At 53.9% G+C, this 19,158-nt stretch carries 16 protein-coding genes; all 16 read left to right on the top strand.

From position 1 onward, the window contains the following. The first annotated feature begins 31 nt into the window (after window positions 1-31). The 16 genes from FD23_RS01320 to rapZ all read left to right on the top strand — a co-directional run bounded on the left by FD23_RS01320 (window position 32) and on the right by rapZ (window position 19,088). Window positions 32-1,309, top strand: coding sequence for a DEAD/DEAH box helicase (locus FD23_RS01320; protein WP_025895223.1), 1,278 nt, complete (start codon window positions 32-34; stop codon window positions 1,307-1,309). Next, window positions 1,306-1,992 (top strand): ComFC family protein, encoded by a 687-nt coding sequence (locus FD23_RS01315; protein WP_003617260.1) that lies wholly within the window; start codon window positions 1,306-1,308, stop codon window positions 1,990-1,992. Before FD23_RS01320 ends, FD23_RS01315 begins: the two co-directional genes overlap by 4 nt. A gap of 79 nt (window positions 1,993-2,071) precedes the next feature. Continuing rightward, on the top strand, window positions 2,072-2,629 hold the full coding sequence (gene hpf, locus FD23_RS01310) for a ribosome hibernation-promoting factor, HPF/YfiA family (protein ID WP_002879957.1): 558 nt from the start codon (window positions 2,072-2,074) through the stop codon (window positions 2,627-2,629). Window positions 2,630-2,788: 159 nt separating this feature from the next. Continuing rightward, a complete protein-coding gene (gene secA, locus FD23_RS01305; RefSeq protein ID WP_025895231.1) occupies window positions 2,789-5,191 on the top strand; it encodes a preprotein translocase subunit SecA in 2,403 nt (800 codons plus the stop codon). Between the two features lie 87 nt (window positions 5,192-5,278). Continuing rightward, a protein-coding gene (gene prfB / locus FD23_RS01300) for a peptide chain release factor 2 (RefSeq protein ID WP_120490266.1) occupies window positions 5,279-6,395 on the top strand; the annotation gives its coding sequence in 2 pieces (ribosomal slippage) (window positions 5,279-5,350 and window positions 5,352-6,395; 1,116 coding nt in all). Window positions 6,396-6,405: 10 nt separating this feature from the next. Beyond that, window positions 6,406-6,708, top strand: a complete 303-nt coding sequence (locus FD23_RS01295) for a hypothetical protein (protein ID WP_025895233.1) — start codon at window positions 6,406-6,408, stop codon at window positions 6,706-6,708. Next, window positions 6,683-7,642, top strand: a complete 960-nt coding sequence (gene hprK, locus FD23_RS01290) for an HPr(Ser) kinase/phosphatase (protein WP_025895236.1) — start codon at window positions 6,683-6,685, stop codon at window positions 7,640-7,642. The genes FD23_RS01295 and hprK overlap by 26 nt, the downstream gene beginning before the upstream one ends. After that, window positions 7,642-8,475 carry a prolipoprotein diacylglyceryl transferase gene (lgt, locus tag FD23_RS01285; protein WP_003617271.1) on the top strand — a complete coding sequence of 278 codons (834 nt, stop codon included), beginning with the start codon at window positions 7,642-7,644 and terminating at the stop codon, window positions 8,473-8,475. The genes hprK and lgt overlap by 1 nt, the downstream gene beginning before the upstream one ends. A 5-nt stretch (window positions 8,476-8,480) precedes the next feature. Beyond that, on the top strand, window positions 8,481-9,497 hold the full coding sequence (locus tag FD23_RS01280) for an NAD(P)H-dependent glycerol-3-phosphate dehydrogenase (protein ID WP_002879963.1): 1,017 nt from the start codon (window positions 8,481-8,483) through the stop codon (window positions 9,495-9,497). A 71-nt stretch (window positions 9,498-9,568) separates the two neighbouring features. Continuing rightward, complete coding sequence (gene trxB / locus FD23_RS01275) at window positions 9,569-10,501, top strand: thioredoxin-disulfide reductase (protein WP_025895239.1); 933 nt, start codon at window positions 9,569-9,571, stop codon at window positions 10,499-10,501. A 121-nt stretch (window positions 10,502-10,622) separates the two neighbouring features. Continuing rightward, complete coding sequence (gene uvrB / locus FD23_RS01270) at window positions 10,623-12,665, top strand: excinuclease ABC subunit UvrB (RefSeq protein ID WP_052933589.1); 2,043 nt, start codon at window positions 10,623-10,625, stop codon at window positions 12,663-12,665. Beyond that, entirely contained in the window at window positions 12,655-15,513 is a 2,859-nt protein-coding gene (uvrA, locus tag FD23_RS01265; RefSeq protein WP_025895241.1) for an excinuclease ABC subunit UvrA, read from the top strand. The genes uvrB and uvrA overlap by 11 nt, the downstream gene beginning before the upstream one ends. Window positions 15,514-15,609: 96 nt before the next feature. Continuing rightward, the gene (locus tag FD23_RS01260) at window positions 15,610-16,152 is read left to right on the top strand and encodes an HdeD family acid-resistance protein (protein WP_025895243.1); all 543 of its coding nucleotides are present in this window, start codon (window positions 15,610-15,612) and stop codon (window positions 16,150-16,152) included. A 214-nt stretch (window positions 16,153-16,366) separates the two neighbouring features. Beyond that, window positions 16,367-17,062, top strand: a complete 696-nt coding sequence (locus FD23_RS01255; protein WP_230844800.1) for a M55 family metallopeptidase — start codon at window positions 16,367-16,369, stop codon at window positions 17,060-17,062. An 8-nt stretch (window positions 17,063-17,070) separates the two neighbouring features. Further along, window positions 17,071-18,108 carry a DmpA family aminopeptidase gene (locus FD23_RS01250; protein WP_052933590.1) on the top strand — a complete coding sequence of 346 codons (1,038 nt, stop codon included), beginning with the start codon at window positions 17,071-17,073 and terminating at the stop codon, window positions 18,106-18,108. Between the two features lie 101 nt (window positions 18,109-18,209). Then, window positions 18,210-19,088 carry an RNase adapter RapZ gene (gene rapZ, locus FD23_RS01245; protein ID WP_002879973.1) on the top strand — a complete coding sequence of 293 codons (879 nt, stop codon included), beginning with the start codon at window positions 18,210-18,212 and terminating at the stop codon, window positions 19,086-19,088. The last annotated feature ends 70 nt before the right edge of the window (window positions 19,089-19,158 follow it).

Below are 19,158 nucleotides of genomic sequence, written 5' to 3'. Positions count from 1 at the left end.
TTTGGTGTATTAGTTAGTGGAGGCAAAAAAAATGACAGAAGAAAAAGAATCTCTGACCGGCCGCCAATGGCTGGTTGACAAAGTGGATAATAGCATAAAAGAGGGGCAGACGACAATTCCCGCCATCGAAAATGGCATCTGCCAGCGCTGCGGCAGCTCATGCTGGGCCCGCCTGCCGTCGGGCTTTTTGTATTGCCGTGCTTGCGTGGGCCTGGGCCGGCTGGATGAGGGCAAGCTTTTGGTCCGCCAGACGGCTGGCAGTCATTACCCGGCCAGAGCGGGGATGACCTGGACAGGGCAGCTGCAAGAGCGGCAGGAGGGTGTGAGCCGCTTTTTATTGGAGAAATTTGCCGCTAAAGAGGACTGCCTGGTTGAGGCCGTGACCGGGGCGGGTAAGACGGAGATGATTTTCCCCTTATTGGCTGAGGCTTTCAGCCGCGGCTGCCGGGTAGCCATTGCCACGCCCAGAATCGACGTGGTCAATGAGCTTTACCCCCGCCTAGTAGCAGCCTTCGGGGAGGTGGAGATCGGCAAGTACCATGGCCGGGAGGAAAAGGAAGCGGCCAATGAGCAGCTGGTTATCTGTACGACCCACCAGCTGCTGAAGTACTACCAGGCCTTTGACCTTTTGATCATCGATGAGATCGACTCCTTTCCATATGCCGGCAATCCCCAGTTGCATTTTGCCGCAGGCAATGCTGTTAAAAAAACGGGCAGCCGGGTCTTTTTGACGGCCACCCCGCCTGAGGACCTGCTAAAAGCGGCCAGGCAGGGGAAACTGGCCATCGTTAGGCTCAACCGCCGCTTTCACGGCTATACCTTGCCTGTGCCCCGGCTGGACCTGTACGTCAAGCCTTTTTTGACCAAGGGCCGCCTGCATCCGAAATTAGCCCGGCGGATCAAAATGGCGGCTAAAAGCGGCCACCCCCTCCTGGTCTTTTTGCCCAGAATTGCCCAGATGCCCCAGTATTTTGCCGCTGTCAAAAGGCTCCTGCCCGACTTGCGCCTGGCAACTGTCTATGCCCAGGACCCGGACCGGCTGGAGAAGGTGGAAAAATTCCGCAAAGGCGACCTGGACCTGCTTTTGACGACCACAATCTTGGAGCGGGGGGTGACCTTTAAGCATGTCTGGGTGATCATCGTGGCCGCTGATGATGAGATTTATTCCGCTGCCAGCCTGGTCCAGATTGCCGGCCGGGTGGGCAGAGACAAGCAGGATCCGGACGGGCTGGTGCTTTTTGGCTACCGGCGCTACAGCCGGCAGATCAGAAGCGCGGTCAAGCAGATCAAGGAGATGAACCGGGTATGAGTCTTTGCCTTTTTTGCGACCAGCCTTTTACCGGAGATTTGGACATGAGGCGCCTGCTTTTACCGGGCAAAAGCAAGACTTCCTGCCTGTGTCCATCCTGCCGCCAGCAGTTTGCGCAGATCGGCCCCGCCTTTTGCCCCCAGTGCGGCCGCCAGCAGGATAGCGGGGAAATTTGCCAGGACTGCCAGAAGTGGCGGCGGATCTACCAGGGGAATTTTTTGCACAACCAGGCCGTCTACTGCTACAACCAGGCCTTTCATGACCTGATGGTCCGCTACAAGCGCTACGGGGACTACCTGCTCTGCCAAGTTTTGCAGGAATTGGCCGCCCCTGCTGTTCAAAAATTAGCGGCCGACTACTACGTCCCGGTCCCGACTTCCCCTGAGCACCGGAAAAAGCGGGGCTATGACACGGTCTGGGAAATTTTTACCCCTCTTTTGCCCTTAACGCCTCTTTTAGCCAAGAAGGCTGGAGCTGGGGCCCAGGGGGAAAAGGGAAAAAAAGCCAGGATGCAGGCCAAGCAAAATTTCTTTTTAAATCCGGAATTTAGGGGTACAATAACAGGTAAGATCATCCTTTTGGATGACATTTACACCACAGGCCGAACACTTTACCATGCGCGCGACGCGATTGAAACGGCTTTTCCTAAATGCCAGGTCGAAAGTTTTTCAATTAGTCGCTAAATATTTTTACAAAGCGCTTTCAAGTTTGGTATAATATGAGTGTAAAGAAACCGTGCAAGCGTGAAAGGAGATAATTATTATGTTAAAGTACAATGTTCGTGGCGAAAATATTGAAGTCACTGAAGCTTTGAGAGATTATGTTGAAAAGCGCTTGACCAAGTTGGAAAAGTACTTTGATCTGAGCCAGGACGTAATCGCTCATGTAAATCTGAAGGTATACCGTGACCACTCAGCTAAGGTTGAAGTAACCATTCCGCTTCCATACCTGGTTTTGAGAGCTGAAGAAACTACGGATGACATGTACCGCAGCATTGACTTTGTTTCCGAAAAGCTTGAACGCCAAATCAGAAAGTACAAGACCCGCGTCAACCGCAAGAGCCGTGAAAAGGGCGTTGAAGAATTCTTCATCCCTGAAGAAGCTCCGGTTGAAGAGGAGAAGGAAGAAAAGGCTCCAATGTTCAAGATTGTCCGCAACAAGCGGGTTAGCTTGAAGCCAATGGACCCAGAAGAAGCCATCTTGCAAATGGACATGCTGGAACACGACTTCTTCGTCTTCCAAGACGCTGAAACCAACGGCACCAGCGTGGTTTATCGCCGCAACGACGGCAGCTACGGCTTGATTGAAACTAACGAATAGTTTCGCCGCTTATCCAACTGAATACTAAGGCTGCAAGCCAGGCAGGGCACGATAATTATTGTGCCCTGCTTATTTTTGTAGATTATTTTAATTTTTGGCATTTACATGTTAAAATTATTCTGTGATTTTAGACTAAATATCAGAACTAAGGACGATTAGATGGCAAACATTTTAAAGAAGTTATACAACGCTGATAAAAGAGAACTTAAACGTTTGGAAAAAATTGCTGACCAAGTAGAGTCATACGCTGACCAAATGGCCGCTCTCTCTGACGAAGAATTGCAGGCCAAGACGCCGGAATTCCGGAGCCGGATTGAAAAGGGCGAAAGCTTAGACGACCTGCTGCCGGAAGCCTTTGCCGTATCCCGGGAAGCTTCCAAGCGGGTTCTGGGCCTGTACCCATTCCACGTGCAGATCCTTGGCGGGATTGCCCTGCACCGGGGCAACATTGCCGAAATGATGACCGGGGAAGGTAAGACCTTGACGGCCACCATGCCGGTTTACCTCAACGCTTTGTCTGGCAAGGGCGTGCACGTTGTTACTGTCAACGAATACCTGTCCAGACGTGACGAAACTGAAATGGGCCAGCTCTACCGCTGGCTGGGCTTGACGGTCGGCTTGAACGTCAGCACCATGTCTCCGGAAGAAAAGCGGGAAGCTTACGCCTGCGACGTAACTTACTCAACCAACTCTGAACTGGGCTTTGACTACCTTCGGGACAACATGGTTGTCTACAAGGAACAAATGGTGCAGCGGCCGCTTAACTACGCCATCATTGACGAAGTTGACTCCATCTTGATCGACGAAGCGCGGACGCCTTTGATCATTTCCGGTGAAGCTGAGCAAGCCAACGCTGACTACATCCGGGCTGACCGCTTTGTCAAGAAGCTGGTGGAAGACAAGAGCGACAATGACGCCGATGACGATGAAGACCACGGCGATTACAAGATCGACTGGCCAACCAAGACTATTTCCTTGACCAGAACCGGGATCCAGAAGGCCTGCGACCACTTTGGCCTCAAGAACCTTTACGACGTTGAAAACCAGAAGCTGGTTCACCACATCGACCAAGCCTTGCGGGCCAACTACATCATGCTCAAGGACATCGACTACGTTGTCCAAGACGGTGAAGTCCTGATCGTTGACTCCTTTACCGGCCGTGTTATGGAAGGCCGCCGCTACTCAGACGGCCTGCACCAGGCCATCGAAGCCAAGGAAGGGGTCAAGATCCAGGAAGAATCCCAGACCCAGGCCACGATTACTTACCAGAACTACTTCAGAATGTACCAGAAGCTGTCCGGGATGACCGGTACGGCCAAGACTGAAGAAGAAGAATTCCGTGAAATCTACAACATGGAAGTCATCACCATCCCGACCAACCGGCCAGTCATCAGACAAGACATGCCAGACCTGCTCTACCCGACCCTGGACTCCAAGTACAAGGCCGTGGTTGACGAAATCAAGGAGCGGCACGCCAAGGGCCAGCCAATCCTGGTCGGCACGGTGTCCATTGAATCTTCTGAACGCTTGAGCCACATGCTGGACAAGGAACACATCCCGCACGCTGTCTTGAACGCCAAGAACCACGCCAAGGAAGCAGCCATCATCATGAATGCCGGCCAAAGAGGGGCAGTTACGATTGCCACCAACATGGCCGGGCGTGGGACTGACATCAAGCTGGGGCCTGGCGTCAAGGAACTGGGCGGTTTGGCTGTAATCGGGACTGAAAGACACGAATCTCGCCGTATCGACAACCAGCTGCGGGGCCGGTCCGGCCGACAGGGTGACCCGGGTTACACCCGCTTCTACCTGTCCTTGGAAGACGACTTGCTGAAGCGCTTCGGGGGCGACCGGGTCAAGGACTTCCTTGACCGCCTGTCCGCCAATGACGACGACAAGGTTATCGAAAGCCGCCTGATCACCCGCCAGGTTGAATCAGCCCAGAAGCGGGTTGAAGGGAACAACTACGACATCCGGAAGCAGACCCTGCAATACGACGACGTTATGCGGATCCAGCGTGAAATCATCTACAAGGAACGGATGCAGGTTATCGATGAGCAGCAGTCCTTGAAGAGTGTCTTAATGCCGATGATCCACCGGACTATCGACCACCAAGTGGATATGTTCACCCAAGGCGACCGGTCGACTTGGCGCCTGGACTCCTTGCGCGACTTTATCGTTTCCAGCCTGGCCAGTGAAGAATACGTTAATTCAGAAATCGACTTCAAGACCTTCACGCCAGATGCCCTTAAGCAGCAGCTTTACCAGCTGGTTGAAGACAACTACCAGGAAAAGGAAGCTGCCCTGGCTGATCCGGAACAAATGCTGGAATTTGAAAAGGTGGTTATCCTCCGCGTGGTTGACGAACACTGGACCAACCACATTGACGCCATGGACCAATTGCGGCAGTCAATCGGCCTGCGGGGCTACGGCCAGCTGAACCCGCTGGTTGAATACCAGGACTCCGGCTACAACATGTTTGAAGAAATGATCAGCGACATCGAGTTTGACGTGACTCGCCTCTTCATGAAGGCTCAGATCAGAAACAACTTGAGTCGGTAATAAATCAGCAAAGAGGGGGCGGGAGCCTCCTCTTTTGGTTATAATTGTAGTAAACAAAAAGAGTATTTTTAGCAAAGGAAAAAGACAATGGAAATCAATGAAATTCAAAATGCTTTAGACGAGTTGCGGACCCGGCTTAACCACTTCAGGGGGTCTCTTTGACTTCGATAATATCAGCGAAAGCATTGAAATCAACGAAGCCAAGATGGCGGAACCGGGCTTTTGGGACAATCAGGAAAAGGCCCAGAAATTGATCAGTGAGACCAACCTGCTCAAGGAAAAGCGGGACTCCTTCCTGGCTCTGGAAAAAGACCTGACCGATGAAGAAACGGCCCTGGAATTGCTGCGCCTGGAAGCAGACGCGGACCTGCAAAAGGACACCGAAGACCAGCTGGCCAAGCTGCAGGAAGAGTTCCACCAGTATGAATTGAACCTGCTCTTGTCGGGCGAGTATGATGACCATAACGCCTTGATGGAAATCCACCCGGGGGCCGGCGGCACTGAAGCCATGGACTGGGGGAACATGCTGCTCCGGATGTACCAGCGCTATTGCGACTCCCGTGGCCTTAAGTTTGAAGTCAACAACTTTGAACCAGGTGATGAAGCCGGCTTAAAGAGCGTCAGCGTCCGGATTTCCGGCAAGAATGCCTACGGGCTGCTGAAGTCTGAACACGGCGTTCACCGCCTGGTCCGGATTTCGCCTTTTGACTCAGCCAAAAGACGGCACACTTCTTTTGCCTCAGTTGAAGTTATCCCTGAAGTTGATGACTCCATTGAAATCGACATTGACCCTAAGGACCTCAGAATTGACGTCTACCGGTCATCCGGGGCGGGCGGCCAGCACATTAACAAGACTTCTAGTGCCGTCCGGATTACCCACATCCCAACCGGGATCGTGACGACTTCCCAGGCCCAGCGGTCCCAGTTCCAGAACCGGGACACGGCCATGAATGAAATGCGGGCCAAGCTTTTCCACCTGGAAGAAGAGAAGAAGCGCAAGGAAAAGGCGGCCTTGAAGGGTGAGCAATTGGACATTGCCTGGGGCTCGCAGATCCGGTCTTACGTCTTCCACCCATACAGCATGGTCAAAGACCACCGGACCGGCTATGAAACCGCCGATGTGGGCGGGGTGATGGACGGGAAGCTGGATCCCTTCATCTACGCCTACCTACAGTGGCGTTTGAGCCAGGAAAATCCAGAATAAGAGGAAAAATATGTCATTTACCACGATAGTACTGCTGGTTTTGGCGGCGGTAGTCGCCCTGGCCCTGCTCTCGGTTTTCTTCAAGACCTTGATTGCCTTGCTGCCGGTGGGCCTGGTCGTAATTTTGCTATTATGGCTCTACTATCGCTTTTACTGGCGGAAGAAATACAAGCTGCCCAGCTGGCCGGAGCCCGACAGGTTCAAGCCAGGCCAGACAGATCCGGAGCGGCCGCGGAAACAGGCGCAAGATGTGACAGTGCGAGATGTTGATGATAGTGAGGTACATGATGACGAACACGGTAAAACTAACTGAGCTCATTAATGACAATTCCAACCTGCGGGTTCTGCAGGGACAGGAATGCGTGTCTGGCAAGAAGATTACGGTTTCCGACGTTTACCGGCCGGGACTGGAATTGAGCGGCTACTTTGACTTTTACCCGGCTGACCGGGTCCAGCTTCTGGGCAGAACGGAAATTTCCTACGCTGCCCGGCTGGACCACGACCTGCGCCGGAAAGTTTTTGAAAAAATCTGCCAGAAAGAAACTCCCTGCCTGCTGGTTTCCCGCAACCTGCCGGTGCCGGTTGAACTTAAAGAAGCGGCAGAAGCAGCCGGGACCCCGATCTTGATTTCCAATGACGCCACGACCTACTTGATGAGCATGATCACCCAGTACCTGGCCGTCAAGCTGGCGGAAAGAAGCAGCGTTCACGGGGTCCTGGTCGAAGTTTTCGGGATGGGGGTCCTCTTGACCGGGGAATCCGGGGTCGGCAAGTCCGAAACCGCCCTGGCCCTGGTGCAGCACGGTCACCGCTTGATCGCTGACGACCGGGTGGATGTCTACCAAAGAGACCACGAGACCGTGGTCGGGGAAGCTCCCCGTATTTTGAAGCACTTGATGGAAATCCGGGGGATCGGGATCATTGACGTCCTCAAGCTCTTCGGGATTGGGGCCATCAAGGAGGAAACCGAGATCTCCCTGGTTATCAACTTGACCAACTGGGACTCCAAGGCCAACTATGACCGCCTGGGCTTTCAGGAAAACACCCGGATTATCTGCGGGATCGCGGTTCCCCAGGTCACTATTCCGGTCAAGGTCGGCCGGAACATGGAAAACATCGTGGAAGTGGCCGTCATGAACTTCAGAGCCAAGGCCATGGGCTTTGACGCGGCCAAGACTTTTGATGAAAACCTGACCAGCCTGATCGCGGAAAACAGCGAGGAAGAAAAAGGGGGTAAAGCAGACTAATGACTTTAGCACTGAATCCAATCGCCTTCAGTATCGGGGACATTCACGTCCGCTGGTACGGAATCATCATCGCCTGCGGGATCCTGCTGGCTACCTTCATGTCGATCAGAGAAGGGCAAAGGCGGCAGATCATGAGCGATGACTTCATCGACTTGCTCTTGTGGGGCGTGCCGATCGGCTTTATCGGGGCTCGGATCTACTATGTCATTTTTGAATGGGGCTACTTCTCCCAGCACCCGGATGAAATTATCGCCATCTGGAACGGGGGGATTGCCATTTACGGGGGCTTGATCGCCGGGGCGATCGTCCTTTTGGTCTTCTGCTACCGGCGCTTCTTGTCGCCATTTCTAGTCCTGGACATCGTGGCGCCGGGCGTGATGGCGGCCCAGGTCCTGGGCCGGTGGGGCAATTTTATGAACCAGGAGGCCCACGGGGCCAAGTGCAGCCTGCAGTATCTGCAAAACCTCCACTTGCCCCAGTTCATCATCGACCAGATGTACATTAATGGCAGCTACTACAAGCCAACTTTTTTGTATGAATCTTTCTTTAACCTGATCGGTCTGATCATCATCCTCTCCCTGCGCCACAAGAAGCATCTTTTTAGGCAGGGGGAAGTCTTCATGCTTTACCTGGCCTGGTACTCCGTGGTCCGCTTTTTCGTGGAAGGGATGCGGACGGACAGCCTCTATATCTTTGGCGTCATCCGGGTTTCCCAGGCCCTCAGCCTCCTGCTTTTAATCGCTGTGGTTATTTTATTTGTCTACCGGCGTGTCAAAGTCAAGCCAAAGTGGTATCTTGAAGGAAGCGGTTTAAAATATCCATACGAGAGGTAGAAAAAATGGCAAAAATTTCCGTTTTAGGCGCCGGTTCCTGGGGGTCAGTCCTGGCCTCCATGCTAGCTGACAACGGCCACGAGGTGGCCCTTTACGCCCACCGGCAAGTTATTGCTGATGAGATCAACCAAGATCACACTAACCTGCACTACATGAAGGACTGGACCTTGAACCCCAGCGTTTGGGCCAGTACCGACATGGGGCAGGTTCTGAAAGACTGTGACGTTATCCTGTTCGCCGTGCCGACCAGCGCGATCCGGTCAGTGGCTAAAGCGGTCCGGCAGGTCTTGGACGAAAATGGCCGCCAGCCTTACCTGGTTTCGGCCACCAAGGGGATTGAACCGGGGACTAAAAAGCTGGTTTTGCAGATTTTTAAAGACGAAATCTACCCGGACGGATTTGACAAGATGATCGTACTGTCCGGTCCCAGCCACGCGGAAAATACCGCCCAAAAGGACCTGACGGCCATTACCCTGGCTTCAACCAGTCTGGACAACGCGGCCAAGATGCAGAAGATTTTTTCAAATGACTATGTCCGCTTCTACACCAGCAACGACCCAATCGGGGTCCAGGTCGGCGGGGCTGTTAAAAACGTCATCGCCATCGCGGCTGGGATCCTGGCGGGCCTGGGCTACGGGGACAATGCCAAGGCAGCCTTGATGACCCGGGGCCTGGCGGAAATCACCCGCCTGGGCGTGGCCTTTGGCGGCCAGCCTTGGACCTTCAGTGGCCTGTCCGGGATCGGCGACTTAATCGTTACTTGTACCTCAGTCAACTCCCGGAACTGGCGCTGCGGCTACCAGCTGGGCCAGGGCAAGCCCCTGGACGAAGTCTTGGCCAACATGGGCCAGGTTGTTGAAGGGGCCACGACCGTCAAGGCCGTGTACGAAATCTGCGACAAGTATTCTTTGGACATGCCGATTTCAGCTTCCATCTACAAGGTCCTCTATGAGGAGGCCAAGATCGACGATGAGATCAAGCTGATGATGAGCCGGCAGATGGGACCGGAAATCAGAATTTAAAAGAGGCTTGCAATCTTTTGAAAATCCTGTATGATATTACTTATAAAAAGTAAGTGGCAAGGAGGCTGTTTATGACCAAAGAAGTTGACGTAGTAATCATTGGTGCCGGTCCAGCCGGCATGACGGCAGCAGTTTACGCGGCCCGGGCCAACCTGAAGACGGTCCTCTTAGACCGGGGGATTTACGGGGGGCAGATGAACAACACTGCCGACATCGACAATTACCCGGGCTTTGTGGAAGTTCAGGGGCCGGAACTGGGCGAAAAGATGTACCAGACCGTGCAAAACGCCGGGGCCAGCTATGAATATGGCGACGTCCAGGCCGTCAAGCTGGAAGGCGACTACAAGCGGGTGATTACGGACAGCGAGGAATACCTGGCTCCAGCCGTGATCATCGCTACTGGATCAGAGCACAAGCGCTTGAACGTGCCGGGAGAGGAAACTTATTCCGGCCATGGTGTTTCTTACTGCGCCGTCTGCGATGCAGCTTTCTTCAGAGATGAAGACGTGACGGTGATCGGCGGGGGCGACTCGGCCATCCAGGAAGGGCTTTACCTGGCTCAGTCAGCCAAGTCAGTCACGGTCGTTCACAGAAGAGACCAGCTGCGGGCCAAGCCTGAACTGCAGGAGAAGGCCTTCAAGCACCCGAAGATCAAGTTTGTCTGGAACGCCCTGACTGAAGAAATCGTCGGCGAAGACGGCAAGGTCAGCGGGATCCGTTACAAGGACAAGGTCAGCGGGGAAGAAAAGGAATTTGCCACCAAGGGCGTCTTCATTTACGTTGGCGTTTTGCCAGTGACTAAGGCCCTGGATGGCCTGGACATCCTGGACGAAAACGGCTGGATTCCTACTGACGAATTGATGCGGACCCGGCAGGAAGGGATCTTCGCGGCCGGCGACGTGCGGCCAAAGGATTTGCGCCAGGTAACGACCGCCGTGGGCGAAGGCAGCGTGGCCGGGCAAGAAGCTTACAACTACCTGCAAGCCAAGGGCTTTTTGAAATAGATATTAAAAGCAGCGGACAAGTGGTCTGCTGCTTTTTTTCTTTGAGCAAAATATTGTTAGAATCTATGTTCGGGTAGTAAAATAGATTACGACTGATTATTGCAAGTTTAAGGGGGAAAAAGTGATTAAACGGCAAGACAATAACAAATTTGAACTCGTCTCACCATATAAGCCGGCCGGTGACCAGCAGCAGGCCATCGACCAGCTGACGGCCGGTTTTCAAGCCGGCGATAAAGAGCAGATCCTCAAGGGGGCAACGGGGACGGGGAAGACCTATACCATGGCCAATGTAATTGCCAAAATGAACAAGCCGACCCTGGTCATTACCCACAACAAGACCCTGGTTGGCCAGCTCTACAATGAATTTAAGGAATTTTTCCCGAACAACGCCGTGGAATACTTCGTTTCTTACTATGACTACTACCAGCCGGAAGCCTACGTGCCCCAGTCAGACACTTACATTGAAAAAGACGCCTCGATCAACGACGAAATCGACCAGCTGCGGCACGCCGCCACCAGCGCCTTGATGTCCAGAAATGACGTCATCGTGGTGGCTTCCGTTTCCTGTATATACGGTTTGGGTGACCCAAGAGAATACGCGGCCAGTGTGTTAAACGTCTATACTGGCCAGGAATACGAAAGAAACACCCTGCTCAGAGACTTGGTCAACATCCAGTATGACAGAAACGACATCGACTTCCAGCGGGGCCGCTTCCGGGTCCGGGGCGACGTCGTGGAAGTTTTCCCGGCCGGCTATTCTGACCGGGCCTACCGGATTGAATTTTTTGGCGACGAAATCGACCGGATTGTCGAAGTTGACCCCTTGACCGGGGAAGTGCACGGGGTCAGAGACAGCATCTCCCTTTTCCCGGCCACCCACTTCATGACCAACGATGATCAGCTGACCGGGGCTATCGACCGGATCAAGGCTGAGATGGACGACCAGGTCAAGAAGTTTGAAAAAGAAGGTAAGCTGCTGGAGGCAGAAAGAATCAAGCAGCGGACCACCTACGACTTGGAAATGCTGAGAGAAGTCGGCTACACCAACGGGATTGAAAACTACTCCCGGCAGATGGAAAACCGCAAAGCCGGTGAGCCGCCATACACCCTTTTGGACTTCTTCCCCAAGGATTCCCTGATTTTAATCGACGAATCCCACGCCACCATGCCGGAAATCCGGGCCATGTATAACGGGGACAGAAACAGAAAGCAGACCTTGATTGACTATGGCTTCCGCCTGCCGTCAGCCTTGGACAACCGGCCCCTAAAGCTGGAAGAATTTGAGCAGCATGTCAACCAGATCATGTATGTGTCAGCCACCCCGGGTGACTATGAATTAAACCAGACTAGCCGGATCGTGGAACAGGTCATCCGGCCGACCGGCCTTTTGGACCCGAAGGTCGAGGTCCGGCCAATTGAAGGGCAGATCGATGACCTGGTTGCTGAAATCAACCTGCGGATTGAAAGAAAGGAACGGGTTTTTGTCACTACTTTGACCAAAAAGATGGCTGAAGACTTGACCGACTACTTGAAAGACCTGGGCATCAAGGTCCGCTACCTGCACTCGGACATTAAAACCCTGGAAAGAATGCAGATCATCCGCGACCTCCGCTTGGGCAAGTTTGACGTTTTGATCGGGATCAACCTGCTTAGGGAAGGGATCGACGTACCGGAAGTTTCCCTGGTGGCCATTCTGGACGCGGACAAGGAAGGCTTCCTGCGGGCCTACCGGCCGCTGATCCAGACCATGGGCCGGGCGGCCCGGAACGCCAACGGTGAAGTTATCATGTATGCTGACCGGATCACCGATTCCATGAAGCTGGCGATTGATGAAACGAACCGCCGCCGGGCCATCCAGATGAAGTACAATGAAGAGCATGGGATCGTGCCAAAGACCATCATCAAGCCGGTCCGGGACATGATCTCCGTAGTCAAGGCCGACAAGGAAGCCGAAAAGTCAGACTCCTTCGCCGACCTCAACCTCGACGAGCTGACGGCCAAGCAGAAGAAGCAGATGATCGCCAACTTGAAAGAGCAGATGCAAGACGCGGCCAAGCGCTTGGACTTTGAAAGCGCGGCTAACCTCCGCGACGCGATTATCGAATTGGAAGGCTCTGTAAGAAAACCGATTAAGAAGAAAGGCAAGGACTTCAATGGCAGATAGAAAGATTGTCATCCGCGGTGCCCGTGAGCACAATTTAAAAGATATCGACGTAACCATTCCTAAAGACCAGCTGGTCGTTATTACTGGCTTATCGGGTTCTGGCAAGAGCTCACTGGCTTTTGACACCCTATATGCTGAAGGCCGGCGCCGCTACGTCGAATCTCTGTCCAGCTATGCCCGCCAGTTTTTAGGGCAAATGGACAAGGCCGACGTCGACTCAATCGACGGCCTTAACCCGGCCATTTCCATCGACCAGAAGACGACCTCCCACAACCCCCGCTCAACAGTCGGCACGGTTACTGAAATCAACGACTACCTCCGCCTGCTCTGGGCCAGGGTCGGCCACCCTTACTGCCCAAACGACGGCACCTTGATCCAGCGGCAGTCGGTTGACCAGATGGTGACCCGGATCCTGGATTTGCCGGAAAGAAGCAAGATCCAGCTTTTGTCCCCGGTTATCCGGGGCAAGCGGGGCGAGCACAAGGAGGTTTTCGCCCGAATCCGCCGGGCCGGCTATGTCCGGGTGATCGTTGACGGCGAGCTGCACGACGCCAGTGAGGAATTTGCTTTAGAGAAAAACAAGCGCCATGATATCGAAATCGTGGTTGACCGCCTGGTCATCAAAGACGGGATCCGGTCCCGCCTCTTTGACTCGGCTGAAGCAGCCCTGCGCCTGTCTGAGGGCTACATGGACGTTGACGTGATCGGGGGCGAGAAGCTCAGTTTTTCTGAATACTACGCCTGTCCTCTTTGCGGCTTTACAGTCGGGGAAATGGAGCCCCGCCTTTTCTCCTTCAACGCGCCTTTCGGGGCCTGCCCGGCCTGCGATGGCCTGGGGATGATGCTGGCGGTTGACCCGGACTTAGTGATCCCGGACAAGGACAAGAGCTTGGCTGAAGGGGCCCTGGCTCCTTGGGCAGGGTCAAAGTACTACATGGGGATGCTGGAGCAGGCCTGCGCGGCTTTGAAGATCCCGATGGACAAGCCTTTTAAAAAGCTGACCAAGCGGCAAAGAGACATTATCTTAAATGGGTCAGACAAGGAAATCCACTTCCATCTGGAAGGGGACTTCGGGGTCAACGACACCAAGCAGCCCTTTGAAGGGGTGATCAACAATGTCGACCGCCGCTACGCCAAGCCAATGTCCAAGTTCATGCAGGAAGTCATGGGCAAGTACATGACTGAATTGCCTTGTGAGGTCTGCGGCGGCAAGCGGCTTAATGAGAAGGCACTGGCCGTTAAGGTCAATGGCAAGAACCTGGCTGAAGCCAGTGACTTGTCAATCAAGGATGGCCTGGCCTTTTTCAAGGCAGTTGACTTAAGTGAGCAGGAAGCTGCTATCGCCAAGCCGATCCTAAAAGAAGTCTGCGACCGCTTGAATTTCCTGGTCAGCGTCGGCCTGGACTACCTGACCCTGTCCAGATCAGCCGGTACTTTATCCGGAGGGGAAGCCCAGCGGATCCGCCTGGCCACTCAGATCGGGTCCAACCTGTCCGGGGTTATGTATGTCTTGGATGAACCGTCTATCGGCCTGCACCAGCGGGACAACGACCGCTTGATCGCTTCTTTGAAGCGGATGCGGGACCTGGGCAACTCCTTGATTGTTGTTGAACACGACGATGAAACTATGCGGGCTGCTGACTACTTGATCGACATGGGGCCAGGGGCCGGCAGCCAGGGCGGGGAGGTTATGGCGGCCGGAACGCCGGAAGAAGTCATGGCCAATCCGAAGTCTTTGACTGGCCAGTACCTGCGGGGAGAAAAGTTCATCCCGGTACCATTGAAGCGGCGGAAGGGCAGCGGCAAGAAGCTGAAGCTGACCGGGGCGGCGGAGAACAACCTGAAGAATATCAGCGTCGAATTCCCTTTGAGTGAATTTGTGGTCGTGACCGGGGTTTCCGGGTCCGGCAAGTCCACCCTGGTCAACCAGATTTTAAAGCGGGTCCTGGCCCAGAAGCTCAACCACAATTCCGCCAAGCCGGGCAAGTATGACAAGCTGACCGGCTGGAAGAATATTGAAAAAGTGATCGACATCGACCAAAGCCCGATCGGCCGGACCCCGCGGAGCAACCCGGCGACCTACACCAGCGTCTTTGACGATATCCGGACCCTTTTTGCCCAGACCAATGAAGCCAAGATGCGGGGCTACACCAAGGCCCGCTTCTCCTTCAACGTCAAGGGCGGGCGCTGCGAAACCTGCCACGGGGACGGGATCCTCAAGATCGAAATGAACTTCCTGCCGGACGTCTACGTTCCTTGTGAAGTCTGCCATGGCCAGCGCTATAATTCTGAAACTTTGGAAGTGACTTACCGGGAAAAGAATATCGCCCAGGTCCTGGACATGACGATCAGTGAAGCTTGTGACTTCTTCGTTAATATTCCCAAGATCCACCGCAAGCTGCAGACCATCGTCGACGTTGGTCTGGGCTATGTCAAACTGGGCCAGCCAGCCACCACTTTGTCCGGCGGGGAAGCCCAGCGGATGAAACTGGCCAGCGAACTGCAGAAGTTATCGACTGGGAAAAACTTCTACATCCTGGATGAACCAACTACTGGCCTGCACACCGACGACATCAAGCGCCTTTTGGAAGTCCTCCAGCGCCTGGTGGACCAGGGCAACACGGTTTTGGTGATCGAACACAACTTGGACGTGATCAAGACGGCTGACTGGCTGATCGACCTGGGCCCTAACGGGGGCGAGCGGGGCGGCCAGGTGGTCTGCACGGGGACGCCGGAAGAGGTGGCAGACTGCCCAGAGTCCTGGACTGGCAAGTATCTCAAGCCAGTTTTGGGCCGGGACAAAGCTTTGACTGAAAGCAGTCTTGCAAATAAAGAAAAAGAATCTTAATCACGCCTTAAACCTTTTTTAGCAAAGTATTGTAAAATGAAAGTTGAAGCCAAATAATTGTCAGAATTTTTACTTCAGTGTGAAGGGGTGATTTTTATGTTTGATTCTGGCTACAACGAAAAACGCGGCTTTGACTGGGGCGTCTTCATCGCTGGGGTCATCTCCGTCGTTTTAAGCATTTTTCTCTTTGCCAACCCTGGCAAGGGCTTGCGGGGCCTGGTCATCGTTCTGGCCGTCTTGTTGATCATGCAGGGGAGCGCTTGGATTTCCATGTATGCCGGCTTTCACGGTATCTTTGGCCCGTCTTGGACGACCCTTTTATCGGGGATCTTTGACATTTTGATCGGGATCTTCTTCCTGTGGGATAACAAGGTCGGGGCATACACGATCGCGATCTTGGTGGCTATCTGGTTCATCGTCGACTCGGTGATCGGGATCGTCTTTGCCTGGCACCTGCGTTTCTTTGAGACCGGCTGGTATTTCTTCTTCAACCTGCTCTTGAACATCCTGAGCCTGGTTGTCGGGGTTATGCTTCTGTTCAGACCGATTATCGCGGTGATGAGCACGGTCTACTTGATCGCGATCTACCTGATGATCTTCGGGATAAATGAGATTGCTTTGGCCTTTATGCACCGTTAAGCATTTTAAACTGCCGATACTTAACAGATTGTTTAAGTGTTGGCAGTTTTTTTGATGGTAATAAAAAGTGTAAGGAAAAAGTAAAAGCAGGGAGGCAAGGGAAAATGGAGAAAAAGATTTATATTTCCTGCGACATGGAGGGCTGCGCCGGCGTTACTAGAGACCCATTATGGCCACAAGGGCTATGACCTGTCTTTAAAAGAAATGACCTGGAATGACCCGGGAAACCGTGGCCGCGGTCAAGGCCTGCCAGCAGGCCGGCTACCAGGTGACCGTCAAAGACGGGCATGAGGACGGGATCAATCTGGATCCGGCCCTGTTGCCGGCGGGCACGGAACTGATCCAGGGCTGGGACTCTTCACCAGAAGAAATGATGGCGGGAATTTCATCCGACTATGCCGGGGCAATCCATATCGGCAGCCACTCTCCGGCCGGCTCCAGCGAAACGCCCTTGGACCATACAGTGGAACATGTCTGGTATTCCTGGGTCAAGCTGAACGGGGAATTGGCCTCGGAATTTACCTTCAACAGCCTCTGCGCGGCCCAGTACGGGGTACCCTCACTTTTCCTGGCCGGGGATGCCGGAATTTGCCGGCGGGCTGAGGACTTTTGCCCGGGCATCATGACCTGCGCCACTAAAAAAGGAGTGGGCATCGCGACTGTCAATAAGAGCCCCCAGGAAGTCGCAGCGGGCATCGCGACCGGGATCAAGGAAGCCTTGGCGGGGCCCGGTGGTCTGCCGCTTTTAGCTGACGAATACCTGCTGGAATTCTGCTTTTCTTCAGCAGGCCGGGCCAGAGCCGCTTCTTTTTACCCGGGAGCTGAGCGAGCAGGCGAGCGGATCGTTTCCTACCGGGCCAAGAGCATTATGGAACTCTTGACGGTGAAAATGTTCATGACGGAAATCTGAGGTGGAAGATGGGCTTAAAAGGAGAACTGTTTTTGCCCCGGGCTTATCAAACCGGAGAGAAAAACGACATAACCGATGTTCCGGGGATCAAGGTGTGCCAGGTGACCCTGCGAAAGGGCGGGGTTAATACCGGCGTCACGGCAATCTTGCTCGGGAGTGATATTTTTAAGCAAAAAATGCTGGCCAGCGGCCAGGTCATCAACGGCTTCGGCAAAACTACCGGCCTGGTTCAGATCAATGAGCTGGGTACTTTGGAGATCATGACCAACACCCTGGCCGTGGGGACCTGCTGGACGGCCTTGACCCGCTACATGCTGGACCGGAACCCGGAGATCGGACTCACAACCGGGACGGTTAACCCGGTCGTAATGGAGTGTAACGACGGGGATTTGAATGATATTAGGTCCCTGCCGGTTAAAGAGAGCGATGCTCTGACGGCTTTAGCTTTAGCTGAGGGTAATCCGCCCCTGCTGGAAGGTAATGTCGGTGCCGGAACCGGTATGCGCTGTTTAGGCTTTAAGGGCGGCATCGGGTCAGCTTCACGGCTTTTGGAACAATATCACGTAGCCAGCCTGGTCTGCGCCAATTTCGGGGCTTTTGGCAAGTTGCGGGCTGGCAGCCGCCTTTTGGGCCAGGAACTAAAAGATGCCGTTTTGGCTCTGGCGAAAGCAGAAAATAACCAGCTTTATGCCCGCTATCAAAAAGGCCGGGGGTCAATCGTGATGGTGATCGCCACCGACCTGCCTCTCTCCAGCCGGCAACTAGGCCGCCTGGCCCGCCGGAGCGCGGTTGGCTTAGCCAGAACCGGGTCGTATATCGGCGATGGTTCTGGCGACATTGCCCTGGCTTTTTCCACGGCGCAAAGGGTCAGCCATTTCGCTAAAGAAGCGGAAAGCTTTAGCTTTTTGCCGGACAGCCAGCTGGACCCGGTCTTTGAAGCCGGGGCGGAGACAATCGAAGAAGCGGTCTTGAGTGCCTTGGTCCACGCTGAGACCTTGACCGGTTTTCAAGGGAGAAGGGTCTACGGCTTAGGGGATTTTTTATAAAAATAGTGGAGAATAGGAATGCAGCTAGGGCAAAATAATTGCCAAGACGCGGCACGCCCGGTATGATAGAGTTTAACGTTTTATGGGAGCAATACGGAATCATGCATGAAAAACACAAGAAACAGCTGTTGATTTTGACGGGGATGAGCGGGGCCGGCAAGACGGTTGCCGCCCACTCATTAGAAGATGTCGGCTACTTCGTGGTTGACAACCTGCCCCCGGAATTGCTGGGCAATTTCTGGGACTTGATGAACACTTCGGAAGACTTTGAAAAAGTTGCCGTGGTGATCGACCTCAGGGTCAAGTCCTTCTACAAGGACCTAATCGACGAAATCAACTCCCTGGAAGACAGCGGCCAGACCCAGGCCACGATTGTCTTTTTGGAAGCTTCTGACGACACCTTGGTGGCCCGCTACAAGGAAACCCGCCGCCTGCCGCCTTTAGCGGAAAACGGCCGCCTTTTAGACGGGATCCGGGATGAACGCCGCATTTTGACTCCGGTCAGAAACCGGTCCAACTACATTTTGGATACCTCCAAGATGACGACGAAGGAACTGAAGCAGAAGCTGCAGAGCAAATTCGGGGAACTCCACAAGCCAAAATTCGGGATTGAGGTCATGTCCTTCGGCTTCAAATATGGAATGCCAATTGATGCTGACATCGTCATGGATGTCCGCTTTCTGCCTAATCCCTTCTACATTCCGGAACTGCGTCCCTTCACGGGGCTGGACAAGCGGGTCTTCAACTATGTCATGGACAAGGATGAAACCAAGGTCTTTTATGGCAAGCTGCTGGACCTCTTGTTGACAGCAATTCCCGGCTACATTGACGAAGGCAAGGAAAAACTGACGATCGCCATCGGCTGCACGGGCGGTCAGCACCGCAGCGTTTCGATCGCCCAGCAGCTGGCGCGCGACTTGTCTGAAAAATATCCGGTTGACATTACCCACCGGGAAATCAGCCGTTATCTCAGAAAGTAGGAATTCAGCATGTCTTTTGGCGAAAACAAGATCATCCGCATCATCAAGCGCCGCCGGCCCCGGGTGGTCG

It is taken from the genome of Lactobacillus delbrueckii subsp. delbrueckii DSM 20074 = JCM 1012, assembly GCF_001433875.1.
Taxonomy (GTDB): Bacteria; Bacillota; Bacilli; order Lactobacillales; family Lactobacillaceae; genus Lactobacillus; species Lactobacillus delbrueckii.
This window is presented reverse-complemented; position numbering and strand designations above follow the sequence as displayed.